This window comes from Azospirillum argentinense (genome assembly GCF_000632475.1).
Classification (GTDB): domain Bacteria; phylum Pseudomonadota; class Alphaproteobacteria; order Azospirillales; family Azospirillaceae; genus Azospirillum; species Azospirillum baldaniorum.
This window is the reverse complement of record NZ_CP007794.1, coordinates 1,243,162-1,258,483: the sequence shown is the minus strand read 5'-3', so window position 1 is coordinate 1,258,483 and position 15,322 is coordinate 1,243,162. Positions and strand designations below refer to the sequence as shown.

The 15,322-nt window shown below is 70.2% G+C and carries 17 protein-coding genes; 9 read left to right on the top strand and 8 right to left on the bottom strand.

Annotated features, from left to right (window positions below; genetic code table 11):
- Positions 1 to 48 precede the first annotated feature (48 nt).
- Together ABAZ39_RS19875 and ABAZ39_RS19870 are read right to left on the bottom strand one after the other, a co-directional pair.
- Positions 49 to 2,211 carry an O-linked N-acetylglucosamine transferase family protein gene (locus tag ABAZ39_RS19875; protein WP_040134504.1) on the bottom strand — a complete coding sequence of 721 codons (2,163 nt, stop codon included), beginning with the start codon at positions 2,209 to 2,211 and terminating at the stop codon, positions 49 to 51.
- Between the two features lie 45 nt (positions 2,212 to 2,256).
- The gene (locus tag ABAZ39_RS19870) at positions 2,257 to 2,826 is read right to left on the bottom strand and encodes an RT0821/Lpp0805 family surface protein (protein ID WP_051658284.1); all 570 of its coding nucleotides are present in this window, start codon (positions 2,824 to 2,826) and stop codon (positions 2,257 to 2,259) included.
- 151 nt (positions 2,827 to 2,977) lie between these two features.
- Here ABAZ39_RS19870 and ABAZ39_RS19865 point away from each other — a divergent pair, with 151 nt between their 5' ends.
- The 5 genes from ABAZ39_RS19865 (at position 2,978) to ABAZ39_RS19845 (ending at position 7,093) form a co-directional block, all read left to right on the top strand.
- Positions 2,978 to 4,594: an acyl-CoA synthetase gene (locus ABAZ39_RS19865; protein ID WP_040134502.1), complete on the top strand. Its 1,617-nt coding sequence runs from the start codon at positions 2,978 to 2,980 to the stop codon at positions 4,592 to 4,594.
- A 70-nt stretch (positions 4,595 to 4,664) separates the two neighbouring features.
- On the top strand, positions 4,665 to 5,408 hold the full coding sequence (locus ABAZ39_RS19860) for a sulfite exporter TauE/SafE family protein (RefSeq protein ID WP_040134501.1): 744 nt from the start codon (positions 4,665 to 4,667) through the stop codon (positions 5,406 to 5,408).
- 92 nt (positions 5,409 to 5,500) lie between these two features.
- On the top strand, positions 5,501 to 6,205 hold the full coding sequence (locus ABAZ39_RS19855; RefSeq protein ID WP_040134500.1) for an ABC transporter ATP-binding protein: 705 nt from the start codon (positions 5,501 to 5,503) through the stop codon (positions 6,203 to 6,205).
- Positions 6,206 to 6,297: 92 nt separating this feature from the next.
- Positions 6,298 to 6,714 carry a MerR family transcriptional regulator gene (locus tag ABAZ39_RS19850; protein ID WP_040134499.1) on the top strand — a complete coding sequence of 139 codons (417 nt, stop codon included), beginning with the start codon at positions 6,298 to 6,300 and terminating at the stop codon, positions 6,712 to 6,714.
- Positions 6,662 to 7,093: a carboxymuconolactone decarboxylase family protein gene (locus ABAZ39_RS19845; RefSeq protein WP_040134498.1), complete on the top strand. Its 432-nt coding sequence runs from the start codon at positions 6,662 to 6,664 to the stop codon at positions 7,091 to 7,093. The genes ABAZ39_RS19850 and ABAZ39_RS19845 overlap by 53 nt, the downstream gene beginning before the upstream one ends.
- 3 nt (positions 7,094 to 7,096) lie before the next feature.
- On the opposite strand, the gene ABAZ39_RS19840 is transcribed toward ABAZ39_RS19845, so the two are convergent.
- Together ABAZ39_RS19840 and ABAZ39_RS19835 are read right to left on the bottom strand one after the other, a co-directional pair.
- Entirely contained in the window at positions 7,097 to 7,375 is a 279-nt protein-coding gene (locus tag ABAZ39_RS19840) for a GNAT family N-acetyltransferase (RefSeq protein WP_035678432.1), read from the bottom strand.
- Positions 7,376 to 7,418: 43 nt separating this feature from the next.
- Positions 7,419 to 8,051, bottom strand: a complete 633-nt coding sequence (locus ABAZ39_RS19835; protein WP_035678407.1) for a trimeric intracellular cation channel family protein — start codon at positions 8,049 to 8,051, stop codon at positions 7,419 to 7,421.
- A 169-nt stretch (positions 8,052 to 8,220) separates the two neighbouring features.
- Between ABAZ39_RS19835 and ABAZ39_RS19830 the strand changes: the two genes are divergently transcribed.
- Positions 8,221 to 8,919, top strand: a complete 699-nt coding sequence (locus tag ABAZ39_RS19830; protein ID WP_040134497.1) for a pirin family protein — start codon at positions 8,221 to 8,223, stop codon at positions 8,917 to 8,919.
- A gap of 162 nt (positions 8,920 to 9,081) precedes the next feature.
- On the opposite strand, the gene ABAZ39_RS19825 is transcribed toward ABAZ39_RS19830, so the two are convergent.
- The 3 genes from ABAZ39_RS19825 to ABAZ39_RS19815 are packed head-to-tail and all read right to left on the bottom strand — an operon-like array spanning position 9,082 to position 10,980.
- Entirely contained in the window at positions 9,082 to 9,642 is a 561-nt protein-coding gene (locus ABAZ39_RS19825; RefSeq protein WP_040134496.1) for a hypothetical protein, read from the bottom strand.
- Positions 9,643 to 9,700: 58 nt separating this feature from the next.
- Positions 9,701 to 10,126, bottom strand: a complete 426-nt coding sequence (locus ABAZ39_RS33210) for a hypothetical protein (protein ID WP_051658283.1) — start codon at positions 10,124 to 10,126, stop codon at positions 9,701 to 9,703.
- Positions 10,127 to 10,140: 14 nt separating this feature from the next.
- Complete coding sequence (locus ABAZ39_RS19815; RefSeq protein WP_040134495.1) at positions 10,141 to 10,980, bottom strand: TIGR02587 family membrane protein; 840 nt, start codon at positions 10,978 to 10,980, stop codon at positions 10,141 to 10,143.
- A 150-nt stretch (positions 10,981 to 11,130) separates the two neighbouring features.
- Between ABAZ39_RS19815 and ABAZ39_RS19810 the strand changes: the two genes are divergently transcribed.
- From ABAZ39_RS19810 to cueR, 3 genes are all read left to right on the top strand, one after another.
- Positions 11,131 to 11,337: a heavy-metal-associated domain-containing protein gene (locus tag ABAZ39_RS19810; RefSeq protein ID WP_040134494.1), complete on the top strand. Its 207-nt coding sequence runs from the start codon at positions 11,131 to 11,133 to the stop codon at positions 11,335 to 11,337.
- Positions 11,338 to 11,416: 79 nt separating this feature from the next.
- Entirely contained in the window at positions 11,417 to 13,813 is a 2,397-nt protein-coding gene (locus ABAZ39_RS19805; protein WP_040134493.1) for a heavy metal translocating P-type ATPase, read from the top strand.
- 11 nt (positions 13,814 to 13,824) lie between these two features.
- On the top strand, positions 13,825 to 14,244 hold the full coding sequence (cueR, locus tag ABAZ39_RS19800) for a Cu(I)-responsive transcriptional regulator (RefSeq protein ID WP_040135650.1): 420 nt from the start codon (positions 13,825 to 13,827) through the stop codon (positions 14,242 to 14,244).
- Between the two features lie 102 nt (positions 14,245 to 14,346).
- Here cueR and ABAZ39_RS19795 read toward each other — a convergent pair whose 3' ends face one another.
- Positions 14,347 to 15,312: an NAD-dependent epimerase/dehydratase family protein gene (locus ABAZ39_RS19795; RefSeq protein WP_051658282.1), complete on the bottom strand. Its 966-nt coding sequence runs from the start codon at positions 15,310 to 15,312 to the stop codon at positions 14,347 to 14,349.
- Positions 15,313 to 15,322 lie beyond the last annotated feature (10 nt).

Sequence of the window (15,322 nt, the reverse complement as noted above, 5' to 3'; positions counted from 1 at the left end):
TCCAAACAACCCTTAATTTCAGATTTTGCGGTGTCCTATCCGGAAAGGCTAATCGCCCCTCGCTAAACCACGCAGGGCTGTCGCCAGCGCCTCGGCCAGGCGCCGCCCGTCGCAGAGCGGTCCGGCGGCCACGCGCGGGCGCAGGGTCCGGCGCAGGTCCGCCAGCCGCGCTGGGTCGGCGGCCCAGTCGGCGGCGCGATCCACATAGTCCGCCGGGTCGCGGCCGATGCAGCCCTCGACTCCCGCCACGTTCAGGAACGCCAGGGAATGGCGGCTGGAGAAGGTCTCGCCGGGCAGGGTGACGACCGGGACGCCCATCCACAGCGTCTCCAGCGTCGTCGTGCTGCCGGCGAAGGGGAAGGGGTCCAGCGCTACGTCCACGCGGGCGCACCAGCCCATATGCTCCCGGCTGTCGGTCGCCCCGGCCAGGACCAGCCGCTCCGGCGCGATGCCCGCCGCGGCCAGCCTCCCACGCCACCGGGCGGCGGTTTCCGGGCAGGACAAGGCCTTGGTCTTCAGCAACAGACGCGACTCGGGCACCCGGGCGAGCAGGGCGGCCCAGGTGGCGAGGACCTCGTCGGTCAGCTTGGTCAGGATGTTGAAGGCGCCGAAGGTGACCGGCTGGCCGCTCAGGCAGGGCGGCGGACCGGGCTCCGGCGCGTTCGGCGGCGGGTCGTAGGCGATGAAGGCGCCGGGCATGCGCAGGATGCGCTCGCTGTAGAAGCGTTCGGCCCCCTCCGGCACATGGTGGGCGTCGGCGACCAGCGCGTCCATGGCGGCGAGCCCGGTGGTCGCCATGTAGCCCGACCACGCCACCTGCACCGGCGCCGGCTTGCGGGCGAAGACCCCCAGCCGCCCGCGGGCGTTGTGCCCGGCGAGGTCGATCAGCGCGTCCAGCCGGTCGTTGCGGATCAACGTTGCAAGTTCAGCGTCGGTCCGGTCGGCGACCGGCACCCAGCGCGCCGCCGCGGCGCGGAAGCGGTCGGTCAGGTCGTCCGCTTCCAACTGGTTGGCGTAGAGGGTCAGTTCGACGCCGAAGTCCGGCAGCGCCTCCACCGCCCGCACCGCGTATTGCCCCGCCGGGTGGCGGCGGAAGTCACCGGACAGGATGCCGACGCGCAACGGACGGGAGTCGTCCCGAACCGCCGGAGCGCGCGGCGTCCATTCGGGCCGCAACGGCGCGCCGTGCACGGCGTCCCAGCCGCGGTGCGCCTCCAGCACGCGGGCCAGCGTCACGCCGGGCCGGAACAGCTCCAGATAGGCGAGGTTGGAGCGCACCTCGGCCAGATCGGGCCGCACGGTCAGCGCGCGGCGGTAGCCGGCCTCAGCGGCGTCCAGGTCGCCCTGCGTCTGGCGCACCAGCGCGAGGTTCGCGTAAGCCTCCGCCAGATCGGGACACAGGGCGGCGGCCCGGGCGTAGGCACGAGCGGCTTCGGCCAGACGGTTGCGCTTTTGCAGCGCGTCGCCCCGGCGCAGCGCCGCTTCCGCGAAGTCCGGGCGCACGGATTCGGCGCGGCGTGCCGCCTGTTCGGCGTCGGCGGGGGCGTCGAGGGCCAGCAAGGCGGCCGACAGGTTGGCGAGCGCCGTGGCGTGGTCGGGGCGCAGCGCCAGCGCGCGGCGCAAGGCGCGCTGAGCCTCCGCCACCCGGCCGCGTTGCAACATCAGCGAGGCGCGGTTGGCGTGCGCCTCCCCGAATCCGGGATCGTCGGCCAGCGCGGCGCGGAAGGCCTCGTCCGCCTCGCCCAGCCGGCCGAGCGCCGTCAGCGTGTTGCCGAGGTTGAAGCGCGCCCGCGCGTAGCCGGGGCGCAACGCGGCGGCCTGCCGGTAGGCATCCGCGGCCTCCTCCAGCCGGCCCAGCCGGTCCAGCGCGTTGCCGAGGTTGTAATGGGCCTGCGCGAAGGCCGGGCGCAGGCGGATCGCCGCGCGGTGGGCGTCCGCCGCCTCCGCCGCCCGGTCCAGGGCGCGCAGCGCGCTGCCCAGATTGTCGTGATAGTCGGCGATGGTGGCGTCGGCGCGGATGGCGGCGCGGATGCGCGGCGCGGCCTCCGCCGGATGTCCGGCCTGGAGATAGACGACGCCCAGCAGATGCAGCGCGTCGGGATGGTCGGGCAGCGTGTCGAGGACGGACTGATAGCCGGCGGCGGCCTGCGCCAGCCGTCCGGCCTGATGGTGGGCCAGCGCCGCGGCCAGCACGTCCTTGATCGTCGCCATGCCCGCTTGTGTAGAGCATTTCACCGCATGGCTGAAGAGCGCGCGTCAGCTCACCATGCGCCAGCTTCCGTCCGACTGGCGGCAGGCGGTGCCATAGCCCTGCTGAAGCTGCCCGCCGACCACGATGCTGGTCTGGAATTCCCGGCACGGCTCGCCATAGGGACCGGTGCCGTCGCGGGTCGGGGTGTAGGTGCCCCAGTTGCCGGTCTGCGGGTTGTTCCACTGCACGGTCGCGCCGGTCGGCGCCATGTAAGCCTGTCCCGCCGCCTGCTGCGCGTACATCAGGTCGGCGCGGTCCATCGACTGACCGGCGGCGTTGCCGAGCGCGGCGCCGAGCAGCGTGCCGACGCCGACCGCCACCAGCTTGCCCGTGCCGCCGCCGAAGCGCGACCCGGCGAGGCCGCCGACCACGCCGCCCAGCAGCGTGCCCGCCGTCGCCTTGTTGCCATAAGCGGGGGCGTAGCCGCCGCCATAGTTGGCCCCGTACCCGCCACCGCCATACCCACCACCATACCCGGCGCCATACCCATAGCCATAGGGGCTGGCGCAGCCGGCCAGCAGGCCCACGGACAACACGACCGCAACGATCCCCTTGGCCTTCATCTCGAACCCCACGGAACGGAACCTGTGCTGATGAACCCTGTGTCGATGAACATGGCAGCCCCGCAAACTATTCCGTCCGCGTGACGGAACGCCGCCGTTGCCCCTATGATGCAAGGAAATGGCCGCGGTCAAGCGGCCGGCAAGAACCCGTCGGGAGGAAAGCATGCTGCCGGAAGCGGACAGCTACGAGGGCCTGCGCGACCGTTTCGTCTGGTCGGTGCCGGAGCGTTACAACATCGGCGTGGACGTCTGCGACACGTGGGCGGAGCGCGATCCGGACCGCACCGCCCTGATCCACAAGCGCCGCGATGGCGCGGTGGAGACCTACAGCTTCGCCGACATCCGCCGCCTGTCGAACCGCCTCGCCAACGCGCTGGCCGCCCATGGGGTGGCGCGCGGCGACCGCGTGGGCATCCTGCTGCCCCAGGCGCCGGAGACGGCGGTCAGCCACGTCGCCGTCTACAAGATGGGCGGCGTCGCCGTCCCCCTCTTCTCGCTGTTCGGCGTCGAAGCGCTGGAATACCGCCTCGGCAATTGCGGGGCGCGGGCGGTGGTGACCGACGCCGTGGGTGCGGCCAAGATCGCCCAGATCCGCGACCGCCTGCCCGAACTGAAACTCGTCCTGCGCATCGACGAGGCCGGAGAGGGCGAGCTGGACTGGCACGCGCTGGTCGATGCGGCGTCGGAGGACTTCGCGCCGGTGGACACGGCGGCCGATGACCCGGCGGTGATCATCTACACCTCCGGCACCACCGGCCAGCCCAAGGGCGCGCTGCACGCGCACCGGGTGCTGCTCGGCCATCTGCCGGGGGTGGAGATTTCCCACGACCTGTTCCCGCAGCCGGGCGACCGCATCTGGACTCCGGCGGACTGGGCGTGGATCGGCGGTTTGCTCGACGTGCTGATGCCCGCCTGGCACCATGGCGTGACCGTCGTCTCCCACCGCTTCGAGAAGTTCGACGCGGAGGAGGCCTTCCGCCTGATCGCCGATTTCCAGGTGCGCAACGCCTTCCTGCCGCCGACCGCGCTGAAGATGATGCGCGCGGTGAAGGACCCGCAGACGCGCTGGAATTACAGCATGCGCTCCGTCGCCAGCGGCGGCGAGACGTTGGGGGCCGAGCTTCTCGATTGGGGCCGCCAGACCTTCGGGCTGACCATCAACGAGTTCTACGGCCAGACCGAGTGCAACATGATCGTGTCCTCCTGCGCCACGGTCATGCCGCCCAAGCCCGGCGTCATGGGCCGCCCGGCGCCCGGCCACGACGTGGCGGTGATCGACGGGCAGGGCAACCGCCTTCCTCCCGGTGAGATCGGCCTGATCGCCGTGCACCGCCCGGACCCGGTGATGTTCCTGCAATACTGGAACAACCCGGAGGCCACCGCCGCGAAGTTTGTCGGCGACTGGCTGGTCACCGGCGACCAGGGCGAACTGGACGCCGACGGCTACATTCGCTTCGTCGGGCGGGACGACGACGTGATCACGTCGGCCGGCTACCGCATCGGCCCCGGCGAGATCGAGGATTGCCTGATCGGCCACCCCGCCGTCCGCATGGCCGCCGTGGTCGGCGTGCCTGACCCCCTGCGCACCGAGATCGTGAAGGCCTTCATCGTCCTCCAGGACGGCGTGCGCCCCAGCGACGAACTGGCGGCGGAGATCCAGGCCCATGTGAAGACCCGCCTCGCCGCCCATGAATACCCGCGCGCCGTGGAGTTCGTGGACAGCCTGCCGATGACGACCACGGGCAAGATCATCCGCCGCGAGTTGCGGACGAGGGGGTAGGCTTCCCAAACCCCTCTCCCGTCCTGGGAGAGGGACTTAAAAATAACAAGAAACGAAAACGACCCGAACGATGGTGACGACATCTCTGCTCCTGCTCGCCGCAGCTTTCCTGGCCGGGGCGATGAACGCCGTTGCCGGCGGCGGCAGCTTTCTCACGCTTCCCGCGCTGATCTACGCCGGGGTCCCGCCCGTCGCGGCGAACGCCACCGGCACGGTGGCGCTGCTGCCCGGCTACGCCAGCGGCGTCTACGGCTACCGCCACGACCTGGAGCCGGTGGGTGGGGTCGGGCTGGTCACGCTGTCGGTGGTCAGCCTGACCGGCGGGCTGATCGGGGCGGCGCTGCTGCTGGTGACCCCGGATTCGGTGTTCCGCAGCATCGTGCCCTGGCTGCTGCTGGTCGCCACGGCGCTGTTCGCCTTCGGCGGCATGCTGGCGGCCCGGCTGCGGGCGGTGGGGCTGCACGGGACAGGGGCGATGCTCGCCACGCTGTTCGCGGTGTCGGTCTATGGCGGCTATTTCAACGGCGGCCTCGGCATCCTGCTGCTGGCGCAGCTGAGCCTGTTCGGGATGACCAACCTGAACGCCATGAACGCGCTGAAGAACCTGTTCTCCGCCGTGCTGACCGCCATCGCGGTCGCCGCCTACGCGGTCGGCGGGGCGGTGGAGTGGTCCTACGCCGCGCTGATGACCATCGCGGCCGTGGCCGGCGGCTATGTCGGGGCGCGGGTCGGGCGCAGGATTCCGTCGCGCATCCTGCGCGCGGGCATCATTGCGGTGGGCTTGGCGATGAGCATCCTGTTCTTCCTGAAGTAGTGTGGGCTGAAGCAAAAGCCGTTCGGTTCCGGCGGCGCCTGCGCTAAGGTGGCGGCCCTCTCCATGATGGCCGCCACGACGCAAGACCCCGCATGCTGACCGTATCCGACCTCGACCTCTTCTACGGCGACGCCCAGGCGCTCGACGGCGTGTCCATCGCGGTGGCGGAGGGCACGACGACCGCCATCGTCGGCGCCAACGGGGCGGGCAAGACCTCGCTGATCCGCACCATCTCCGGCATCCTGAAGCCGGCCCGCGGCACCATCCGCTTCCGCGGCAAGGACATCGCCGGCCTGCCCAGCCACGTCGTCTGCGACCTCGGCATCGGGCAGGTGGCGGAGGGGCGCCAGATCTTCCCGACGCTCAGCATCCGCGAGAATCTGGAGATGGGCGCCGTCATCCCGCGCGCCCGCGCCGGGGCGAAGGACACGTTCGAGCGGGTGCTGACCCTCTTCCCCCGCCTGCAGGAACGGCTGGAGCAGGCCGCCGGCACCCTGTCGGGCGGTGAGCAGCAGATGCTGGCCATCGGGCGCTGCCTGATGGGCAAGCCCGATCTGATCATGTTCGATGAGCCGTCGCTCGGCCTCTCCCCGACCATGGTGCAGGAGCTGTTCCGCACCATCCGCGCGCTCGCCGCCGAGGGCATGACGATCATCCTGGTGGAGCAGAACGTCGCTGCTTCGCTGAAGTTGGCACAACGCGCCTATGTGCTGGAGAACGGGCGCGTCGTTCTGGCCGGCACGGGCGAGGAGCTGCTGGCCGACCCCGCGGTGAAACAAGCCTATCTCGGCCTGTGACGCCTCGGCGGTCGTGGTGGCGGAATCGCTCTTGACTTAGAGCGCGCTCGAACCCGTAGCGTCCTGTGCATCGTGATGAGAAGCAGACGCTCATGAAGATCGGAGACCTCGCGAAACGCTCGGGACTGACGGCCCACACCATCCGCTACTATGAGCGGATCGGGCTGCTGCCCTATGCCGACCGGAACCAGTCCCGCCACCGCGATTACGACGCCTCGATCCTGACCTGGATCGAGTTTCTCGGCCGTCTGAAGACGACCGGCATGCCGATCCGCGACATGCTCCGCTATGCGGCGCTTCGTGAGGCGGGCGCCGGGACCGAAGCGGAACGGCGGGCGTTGCTGGAGCAACACCGCGAGCGCGTGCGCGCCCAGGTCGATGAACTGAACGCCTGTCTTCTCGTCCTCGATACCAAGATCGACGGTTACGTCGAAACGGAACAGAGGAAGACTGACGATGACGCTGCACCGGTCAAAAATCGAATCCGGGGTCGAAGAAAGCCGGCTTGAGCGCGGGCAACGGGCGCTTGCCGAAATCGATGGCGAGGCCGGCCACAAGGTGGTGGCGGCGCTTGCCAACATTGCGCCGGACTTCGCAACCTATGTGTTCGAATTTCCCTTCGGCGACATCTATTCGCGGCCCGGGCTCGATCTGCGCTCCCGCGAGATCGCCACCATTGCGGCGCTCGCCGCCATGGGGAACGCAACACCCCAGCTCAAGGTGCACATTGAGGCCGGTTTGAACGTCGGGCTGACCCGCGACGAGATCGTCGAGATCCTCATGCAGATGGCGGTCTACGCGGGCTTCCCGGCCGCTCTCAACGGGCTGTTCGCTGCCAAGGAGGTGTTCGCGGCGACCGACGGGCATCGGCCGCCGGGACCGTCGTGAGACCTACCGCGCCAGCAGATCGTGATGCTCGCGGTGGCGGTGCATCCAGTTGGCGGCGTAGCCGCAGATCGGGACGATGGTCAGCCCCTCGGCGCGGGCGATGGCCATCACTCCCTCCAGCAGCCGCCCGGCGGCCCCGGTGCCGCGCAGAGACGGCGGCGCCTCCACATAGGGGATGTGCAGGATGGTGCCGCGGCGGCGGTAGGTCGCGAAGACCGTCTGGCCGTTCACGTCCAGTTCGAACCGGCTCATGGCCGGGTTGTCGGTCACGGTGTCGCTCATGCCCATTCCAACAGCCGAAGCCTTTGGTTGTTCACCGCAAATGTCATGAACCGGGGGCGCGCGGCGCGCTCCAGCCGCGCAGCACGCTGACCACCCGCAGCAGGAAGGCCGCCGCCGCCCCGGCGATGGCGACCGGCGCCTTCGGCAGGTCCAGCATGGCCCCGGCGATGACGATCGCCGCACCCAGCAGGGCGGCCACCGCGTAAATCTCCTCGCGCAGCACCCGCGGCACCTCGGCCACCAGCACGTCGCGCACCAGCCCGCCGCCGCAGGCGGTCAGCACGCCCAGCAGAACCGCGGGCAGCGGGCCCAGCCCATAGGCCAGCGCCTTGCCGCAGCCGGCCACCGCGAAGATGCCAAGGCCGGCTGCGTCCAGCACCATCACCGGCTTGACCAGACGGTTGATGAAGGGGTGGAAGAAGAAGGCGAACAGGCCCGAGGCCAGCGCCGTGATCAGGTACCGCTCGTCCTGCATGGTGGCCGGCGGGATCGCCCCGATCAGCAGGTCGCGCAGCACGCCGCCGGCCAGCGCCGTGACCAGCGCCAGCACCATCACGCCGAAGATGTCCAGGCGGTGCCGCACGGCCAGCGTCCCTCCCGTCAGCCCGAAGATGAAGATCCCGGTCAGGTCCATGGCGAGGAGAAGGGGCGAAACATCGGGTATGATGGCGGGCATGATGGCGGTCGGCGACGCTGGTTGAGGGGAGCCGCCATCATAGCCGTTTGTTGCGTCTCATGGAACAGATAAGCCGCAACTCCGGCAATTGTTGTTTTGCGGAAACGGGAGCACATTCCTCTCCAGACGAGGGGCCACAGGGCCTCGCACAGGACGAGGAGGAGCAGAGATGATCACGATCCGCAACCGCGACGAACGGGGCGCCGTCAACATGGGCTGGCTGAACAGCAAGCACAGCTTCTCGTTCGGCCACTATTACGACCCGGCCCATATGGGCTTCCGCGCGCTGCGCGTCATCAACGACGACCGCGTGATCCCCGGCGCCGGCTTCCCCACCCATGGGCACGCCGACATGGAGATCGTGTCCTATGTGCTGGACGGCGCGCTGGAGCACAAGGACACGCTGGGCACCAGCTCGGTCATCCGCCCCGGCGACGTGCAGCGGATGAGCGCCGGGTCGGGCATCCGGCACAGCGAGTACAACGCGTCCAAGAAGGACCCGGTGCACTTCCTGCAGATCTGGATCCTGCCCAACGAGGAGGGGATGGTCCCCGGCTATGAGCAGAAGGCCTTCGAGCGGGAGGAGAAGCAGGGCCGCCTACGCCTCGTCGGCTCCCAGGACGGGCGCGACGGCAGCGTGGTCATCCACCAGGACGTGGACCTCTACGCCACGCTTCTGGACGAGGGCGACAGCGTGACCCACGAGCTGCGTCCGGGCCGCCACGCCTGGGTGCAGGTCGCCCGCGGTCAGGTCCGGCTGAACGGCGAGATCCTGAAGGAAGGCGACGGCGCCGCGATCAGCAAGGAGGAATCCCTGACGCTGGACGGCGTGGTCAGCGCCGAGGTGCTGCTGTTCGATCTGGCGTGAGGCATGAACCCCTCTCCCGTCCCGGGAGAGGGTGGCCCGGAGGGCCGGGTGAGGGTCGTGCGAGGATTGATGCGCGAATTCTCGGCGGTACCCTCACCCTCCCGCCGCTCGCGCGGCGGGTCCCTCCCTCTCCCGGGGCGGGAGAGGGTATCTCGGGAATCTTCACATCCCTTCCGGGACGGCCAGACGGATGCCCATGCGGCGGGCCTCCAGCATGAAGGCGCGGGTCATCTGCACGAGGTCCGTCCGCCAGTAGAGCTGCTCCAGCGGGTTGTCGAGGAAGTCCTCCGGCAGCATGGCGTAGCAGTAGGTTTCCACCACGCGCCGGTCGGGCTGCCAGGGATCGGCGCCGTCGCGCCAGCCGATGGTCCAGCCGGCGTGGCCGGCGCCGATGGCCCAGCGCTCGAAATGCGGGGAGATGGTGGCGCTGGCCACCGGATCGGCGACCGGCACCTGATAGATCGCCACGAAGCGGCGGACGTTCAGTTGCAGCCGCATCACCAGCGATTCATCGAAGGCGTCGACGCGGTACAGGCAGTCGGACGCCCCTTCGACGTGGCTGAAGCGCACCGCGGCCCGCCGTGCCGCCTCCAGCGTCAGGCCGGACGGCTGGTCGGCCAGCGGCGGGGATTCGTAATCCACGGCGCGCAGCGCCTCCACCATGTCGCCGGTCAGAAAAAGGCGGATGCGCTGCTGCGCCTCGTCGATGGTCAGGCGGGTCATCGCGGGGTCGGTGTCCTCTGTTGCCGGTACCACGACAACAGGCCGGGGGCCGCTTGGTTCAGGGCTCCACGTAGCCCAGCACGCGCAGGCGCAGCGCGTGCGCCCGCGGGTCGCGGTCGAAGAACAGGCCGCCCTTCTGTTCGGAGCCGGCGGGCACATAGTCGAACTCGACTACGGAGCTTTCCAAAGCCTCGTCGCCCGCCATGAGCTGTCCCTCCACCTGGACCTTCGCGCCGGTCTTGCCACCGTCGTTGGTGAGCCGGATGTGGGCGAGCCAGCGTGGCCCGGCGGGAACCACCTCCTCGATAACGGCGGTGATCGCCGGTGGGCCGCTGCCGCGGGTGATGCCCTCGTAACCCAGCACCCCCACCGAGCCCAGGAATAGCAAGAGCCCCAGCCCCGACGAGATCCAGGCCAACCGCGACACCGACGCGCTGCCGTCCTCGTCCCTCGACGTGATGTCGTTTTCCCGGATGTCGGCCATCGGCGTCCCTCCCGTCACACGATCAGGCGGGCGGTGGCGGCACCCAGCGCGCTGGGGAAGCCCAGCACCACCGTGGCGGTCACCAGCTCCATCATCGACAGGCCGGCGATCCGCTCGAAGGTCCACAGAAGATAGAGGCTGATGAGCAGGGCGATGCCGTAGCCGGCGACCGAGAAGCGCAGGAAGACGGACAGGAACCCGTCGTCCTCGGCGCTCTCCTGACCGGCGAAGCCGACCGTGTAGACGAAGATGTGCAGCAGCCCCAGCGACAGCACCGCCAGCGCCGCCGCATGCCAGGGCGACATCTTGTAGGAGATCAGGATCATCTCCTCGGTCGGGGCGACGTTGAAGCCGACGAACAGCGCCCCCGCCCCCATCAGGAACAGTTCCCCCGGATAGCTGGAGCGGATGCGCCGCTCCCTGTCGGCGTCGTCCTGCTGGCCGAGCTGCTTGCGCGCCAGCATGGCACCGATGCTGGCCGGCACGGATTGGAGGGCAATCTTGCCGATGATCTCCGGCAACGGCTGGTCCAGACGCACGATGGCGAAGACGGTCAGCAGCACCGCCGACATCAGGAAGCCGACGGCGAAGGCCGACAGCGCGTCGATCAGGTCGTCCTGCCAGCAGAAGGTCTCTTCGAAGCCGGCGAAGTAGGACAGGCCGAACAGCACCGGCAGGGTCACCAGGATGAACAGGGCCAGCCGGAAGCGGTCCATGTAGAAGCCCAGCTCCCACATCTCCATGGTCATCAGCAGCGGCAGGGCGAAAATGATCGCCCCCGCCGATGCGCGGGCCAAAGCGCGGGCGAATTGAGCTTCGTCATGGAGAAAGCTGCGCTGGCGGGTGATGTCCATGGCCCATGAATGCGCGAGCGGAGCGGTTGGTTCCGGCGGTACCACGGCAGTGATCGGGTCCATGATCGGGACGGTGAATTTCCTCTTGACCTTCCAATCGTTGGAAGGCGGAAGCTGACGGCAACACCACCTTGTGGGAAGGAGTTCGTCATGATTGCGTTCAAGGTTCCCGGTATGACCTGCGGCGGCTGCGCCGCCTCCGTTCGCCGTGCGCTCGGCGCCGTCGCCGGGGTCAAGGATGTGCAGATCGACCTGGAGTCGAAGGACGTCCGCGTCAGCGGGGCGCCCAGCGCCGACGCCTTGCGGACGGCTCTCGACAAGGCCGGCTTCGAGGCCGAAGGGCTGCCGGTCGCGTAAAGGTTTTCGGCGCCCTTGACCTTCCAATCATTGGAAGCCTTGTCTGGGGAAGCCGGTTGACGACGAAGAAAGGACGATCATGTCCGCCACCACCGACCTCGACATCGGCATTTCCGGCATGACCTGCGCCTCCTGCGTGGGGCGGGTGGAAAAGGCGCTGTCGCGCCTGCCGGGCGTCACCGGCGTGTCGGTCAACCTCGCCACCGAGCGGGCGCGGGTCGCCTTCGCGGGCGATCCCGATCCGCGGGCGGTGGCGGAGGCCATCGAAAACGTCGGCTTCGAACCGCAGAGGCAGGACTTCGACCTGACGGTCGGCGGCATGACCTGCGCCTCCTGCGTCGCGCGGGTCGAAAAGGCGCTGCTGCGCGTTCCGGGGGTGGAGTCCGCCGCCGTGAACCTCGCGACGGAGCGGGCGCACGTCACCGCCTATGCCGGGACGGTGGACGCCGCCCGGCTGGCCGAAGCGGTGGAGATGACCGGCTTCACCGCCGCCCCCGTCGCCGACACCGAATCCGCGATGACGGCGGAGGACCCGGCGCAGAACCGCAACCGGCGGGACCTTCATCATGTGCTGATCGCCGCCGCGCTGTCGGCGCCGCTGGTTGTCGGCATGGCCGGGGACCTGCTGGGGCTGAACCTGATGCTGCCGCCCTGGGCGCAGTTCCTACTGGCGACGCCGGTGCAGTTCTGGCTGGGCTGGCGCTTCTACCGGGCCGGTTTCATGGCGGCGCGCGCCGGGTCCGGCAACATGGATCTGCTGGTGGCGCTCGGCACCTCCGCGGCCTGGGGGCTCAGCGTCTACATGATGCTGACGGCGCATCCGGGCCACACGCCACACCTCTATTTCGAGGCGTCGGCGGTGCTCATCACCTTCGTGCTGCTCGGCAAGTGGCTGGAGGCCCGCGCCAAGGGCCGGACGGCGGCGGCGATCCGCGCGCTGATGCAGCTTCGCCCCGACACCGCCCGCGTCCGCCGCGACGGTGTGGAGGTGGACCTGCCCATCGCCCAGGTGCGCGTGGGCGACCATGTGGCGGTCCGCCCCGGCGAGCGCATCCCCGTGGACGGGCGCGTGGCGGAGGGGGCGGGCAGTGTCGACGAATCCATGCTGACCGGCGAAAGTCTGCCGGTGGAGAAGGCGCCGGGCTCCCGTGTCACCGGCGGATCGATCAACGTGGATGGGCTGCTGCTGGTCGAGACGGTGGCGGTGGGCGCCGAGACGATGCTCGCCAAGATCGTCCGTATGGTCGAGGGCGCGCAGGCGTCCAAGGCGCCGATCCAGCGGCTGGTCGACAAGGTGGCGGCGGTCTTCGTGCCGGTGGTGCTGGGCATCGCTGCGGTGACGCTCGCCGGCTGGTGGATCGGCACGGGGAACGCGGAGACGGCGATCATCACGGCGGTGTCGGTCCTGGTCATCGCCTGCCCCTGCGCGCTGGGCCTCGCCACGCCGACCGCCATCATGGTCGGCACCGGCGCGGCGGCGCGTCACGGCATCCTCATCAAGGACGCGGAGGCGCTGGAGCGCGCCCACGCCATCACCGCCGTCGCCTTCGACAAGACCGGCACGCTGACCGAGGGCAAGCCCCGCGTCACCGATCTGGTGCCGGCGGACGGCGCCGACGACGCGGAGCTGCTGCGGCTGGCCGCGGCGCTCCAGACCGGCAGCGAACACCCGCTCGCCCGCGCCGTCCGCGACCGTGCGGCGGAGCGCGGCGTGGCTGCCGTCACACCGGAGGGCTTCAAGGCTCTGGCCGGGCGCGGCGTGTCGGCCAGCGTGGAGGGCCGTGCGCTGCTGCTGGGCAGCAAGCGGCTGATCGCGGAGAACGGCTTGTCCGATGCGGCGCTGGAGGCGCGGGCGGCGGCGCTGGAGTCCGCCGGGCGCACCCTGTCCTGGCTCGCCGAAACGGCGCCGGAGCGGCGCGTTCTGGGCCTCGTCGCCTTCGGCGACACGGTGAAGGAGAGCGCCCGCGCCGCCGTCCGCTCCCTGAAGGCGCAGGGGGTGGAGACGGTGATGGTCACCGGCGATGGCGCCGGGGCCGCCCGCGCGGTGGCCGCCGACCTGGGCATCGACCGTGTCTTCGCGGAGGTGCTGCCGGACGGCAAGGCCGAGGTGGTGGCGACGCTGAAGGCGGAGGGCAAGGTCGTCGGCATGGTTGGCGACGGCATCAACGACGCCCCGGCGCTGGCCGCCGCCGATGTCGGCATCGCCATGGCGACCGGCACCGACGTGGCGATGCACACCGCCGGGGTCACGCTGATGCGCGGCGACCCGGCGTTGGTCGCCGGCGCCATCGACGTGTCGCGCCGCACCTACTCCAAGATCCGCCAGGGGCTGTTCTGGGCCTTCATCTACAATCTGGTGGGCATCCCGCTGGCGGCCTCGGGCCTGCTCAGCCCGGTGCTGGCCGGGGCGGCGATGGCGCTGAGTTCGGTCAGCGTCGTCCTGAACGCCCTGTCGCTGCGGGGGTGGAAGCCATGAGCATGGGCGGCATGACCATCGGCGACGCGGCGAAGGCGTCCGGCGTCAACGCCAAGCTGATCCGCTACTACGAGTCCATCGGCCTGATTCCGGCGGCCGGGCGGACGGCGGCAGGCTACCGCGTCTATTCGTCCAGCGACGTGAATGTCCTGCGCTTCGTCAAGCGGGCGCGGACGCTGGGCTTCAGCATCGAGCGCATCCAGATCCTGGTCGGGCTGTGGCAGGACCGCAGCCGCTCCAGCGCCGAGGTGAAGCGCGTGGCGCTCGACCATGTGGCGGAGCTGGAGGCCAAGATCGCCGAGCTGCGCGCGATGAGCGACACGCTGACGCATCTGGCTCACGCCTGCCACGGTGACGAGCGGCCGGATTGCCCGATCCTGCGGGATCTGGAGGAGGGTGGGGTGAGTTGTTGCCACGAGCCCCCACCCTGACCCTCCCCCGCTGACGCAGGGGAGGGGATGAACTCCCTCTCCTGCGATCGCGGGGGAGGGAAGGGGCCCGCGGCGAAGCCGTGGGAAGGTGGGGGCAAACACCTACCCCAGCGCCGCCCGCAAACTCGCCTCCAGCGGCCTGACCGTGTAGCCCAACTCCCGCACCGCCTTGCCGCTGTCGAAGCCGCCGCCGCCCAGCGCCAGCCGGACGCCTGTCACCGACGCCGTGGGCGGACGGCGGGTCACATGGTCGGACAGCCATTCCTCCACCCGCGCGGCCGCCAGCACCAGGGCGGGCGGCACGGAATGGCGGCGGAGCGGCACCCTGCCGCACAGCCGGTCGATCCGCTCCGCCAGATCGCCCAACCCGATATCCATTCCCCCCAGGATGTAGCGCTCGCCGACCCGCCCGCGTTCCGCCGCCAGGATCATCCCCTGCGCGACATCGCGCACGTCCACGAGGTTCAGCACGCAATCGAGGATCAGCCGCGGCCCGCCGCGCCGGAACAGGCGCAGCATGGCGTTCGGCGGGGTGGGCAGCCGGTCGCCGGGGCCGATGGGCGCCGTGGGGTTGACCACCACCACCGGCAGCCCCTGCGCCGCGGCGGCCAGCGCGTCCTTCTCCGCGAGATACTTGGACCGGCAGTAGGGACCGGCCAGCGCCTCCAGTCCCGGATCGGCGCGCTCGTCCAGCCGGCGGGGCGGCGGGTGGCCGATCATCACGGCCTCCGTCGAGCAATGGATGAAGCGCTGCAACCCCGGCGTCCGCGCGGCCGCGTCCAGAACCACCCGCGTGCCTTGCCGGTTCACTCGGTCGAAGACGGTCGGGTCGGGGTCCCACAGCGTGGCGACGGCGGCGAGGTGATGGACCCGCTCCACCCCCTCCAGCGCACCGCCCACCGCCGCCGCGTCGAGGATGGAGCCGCGCTGGACCTCCACGTCCGGCGGCAGGCCGTCCGGCGGATCCTGGAGGTCGAGGATGCGCACCCGCTCGCCCCGCGCCGCCAGCGCCGCCACCAGATGCCCGCCGATGAAGCCGCAGCCCCCGGTGACGAGGGTGATGCCCATGCGCCTCCGC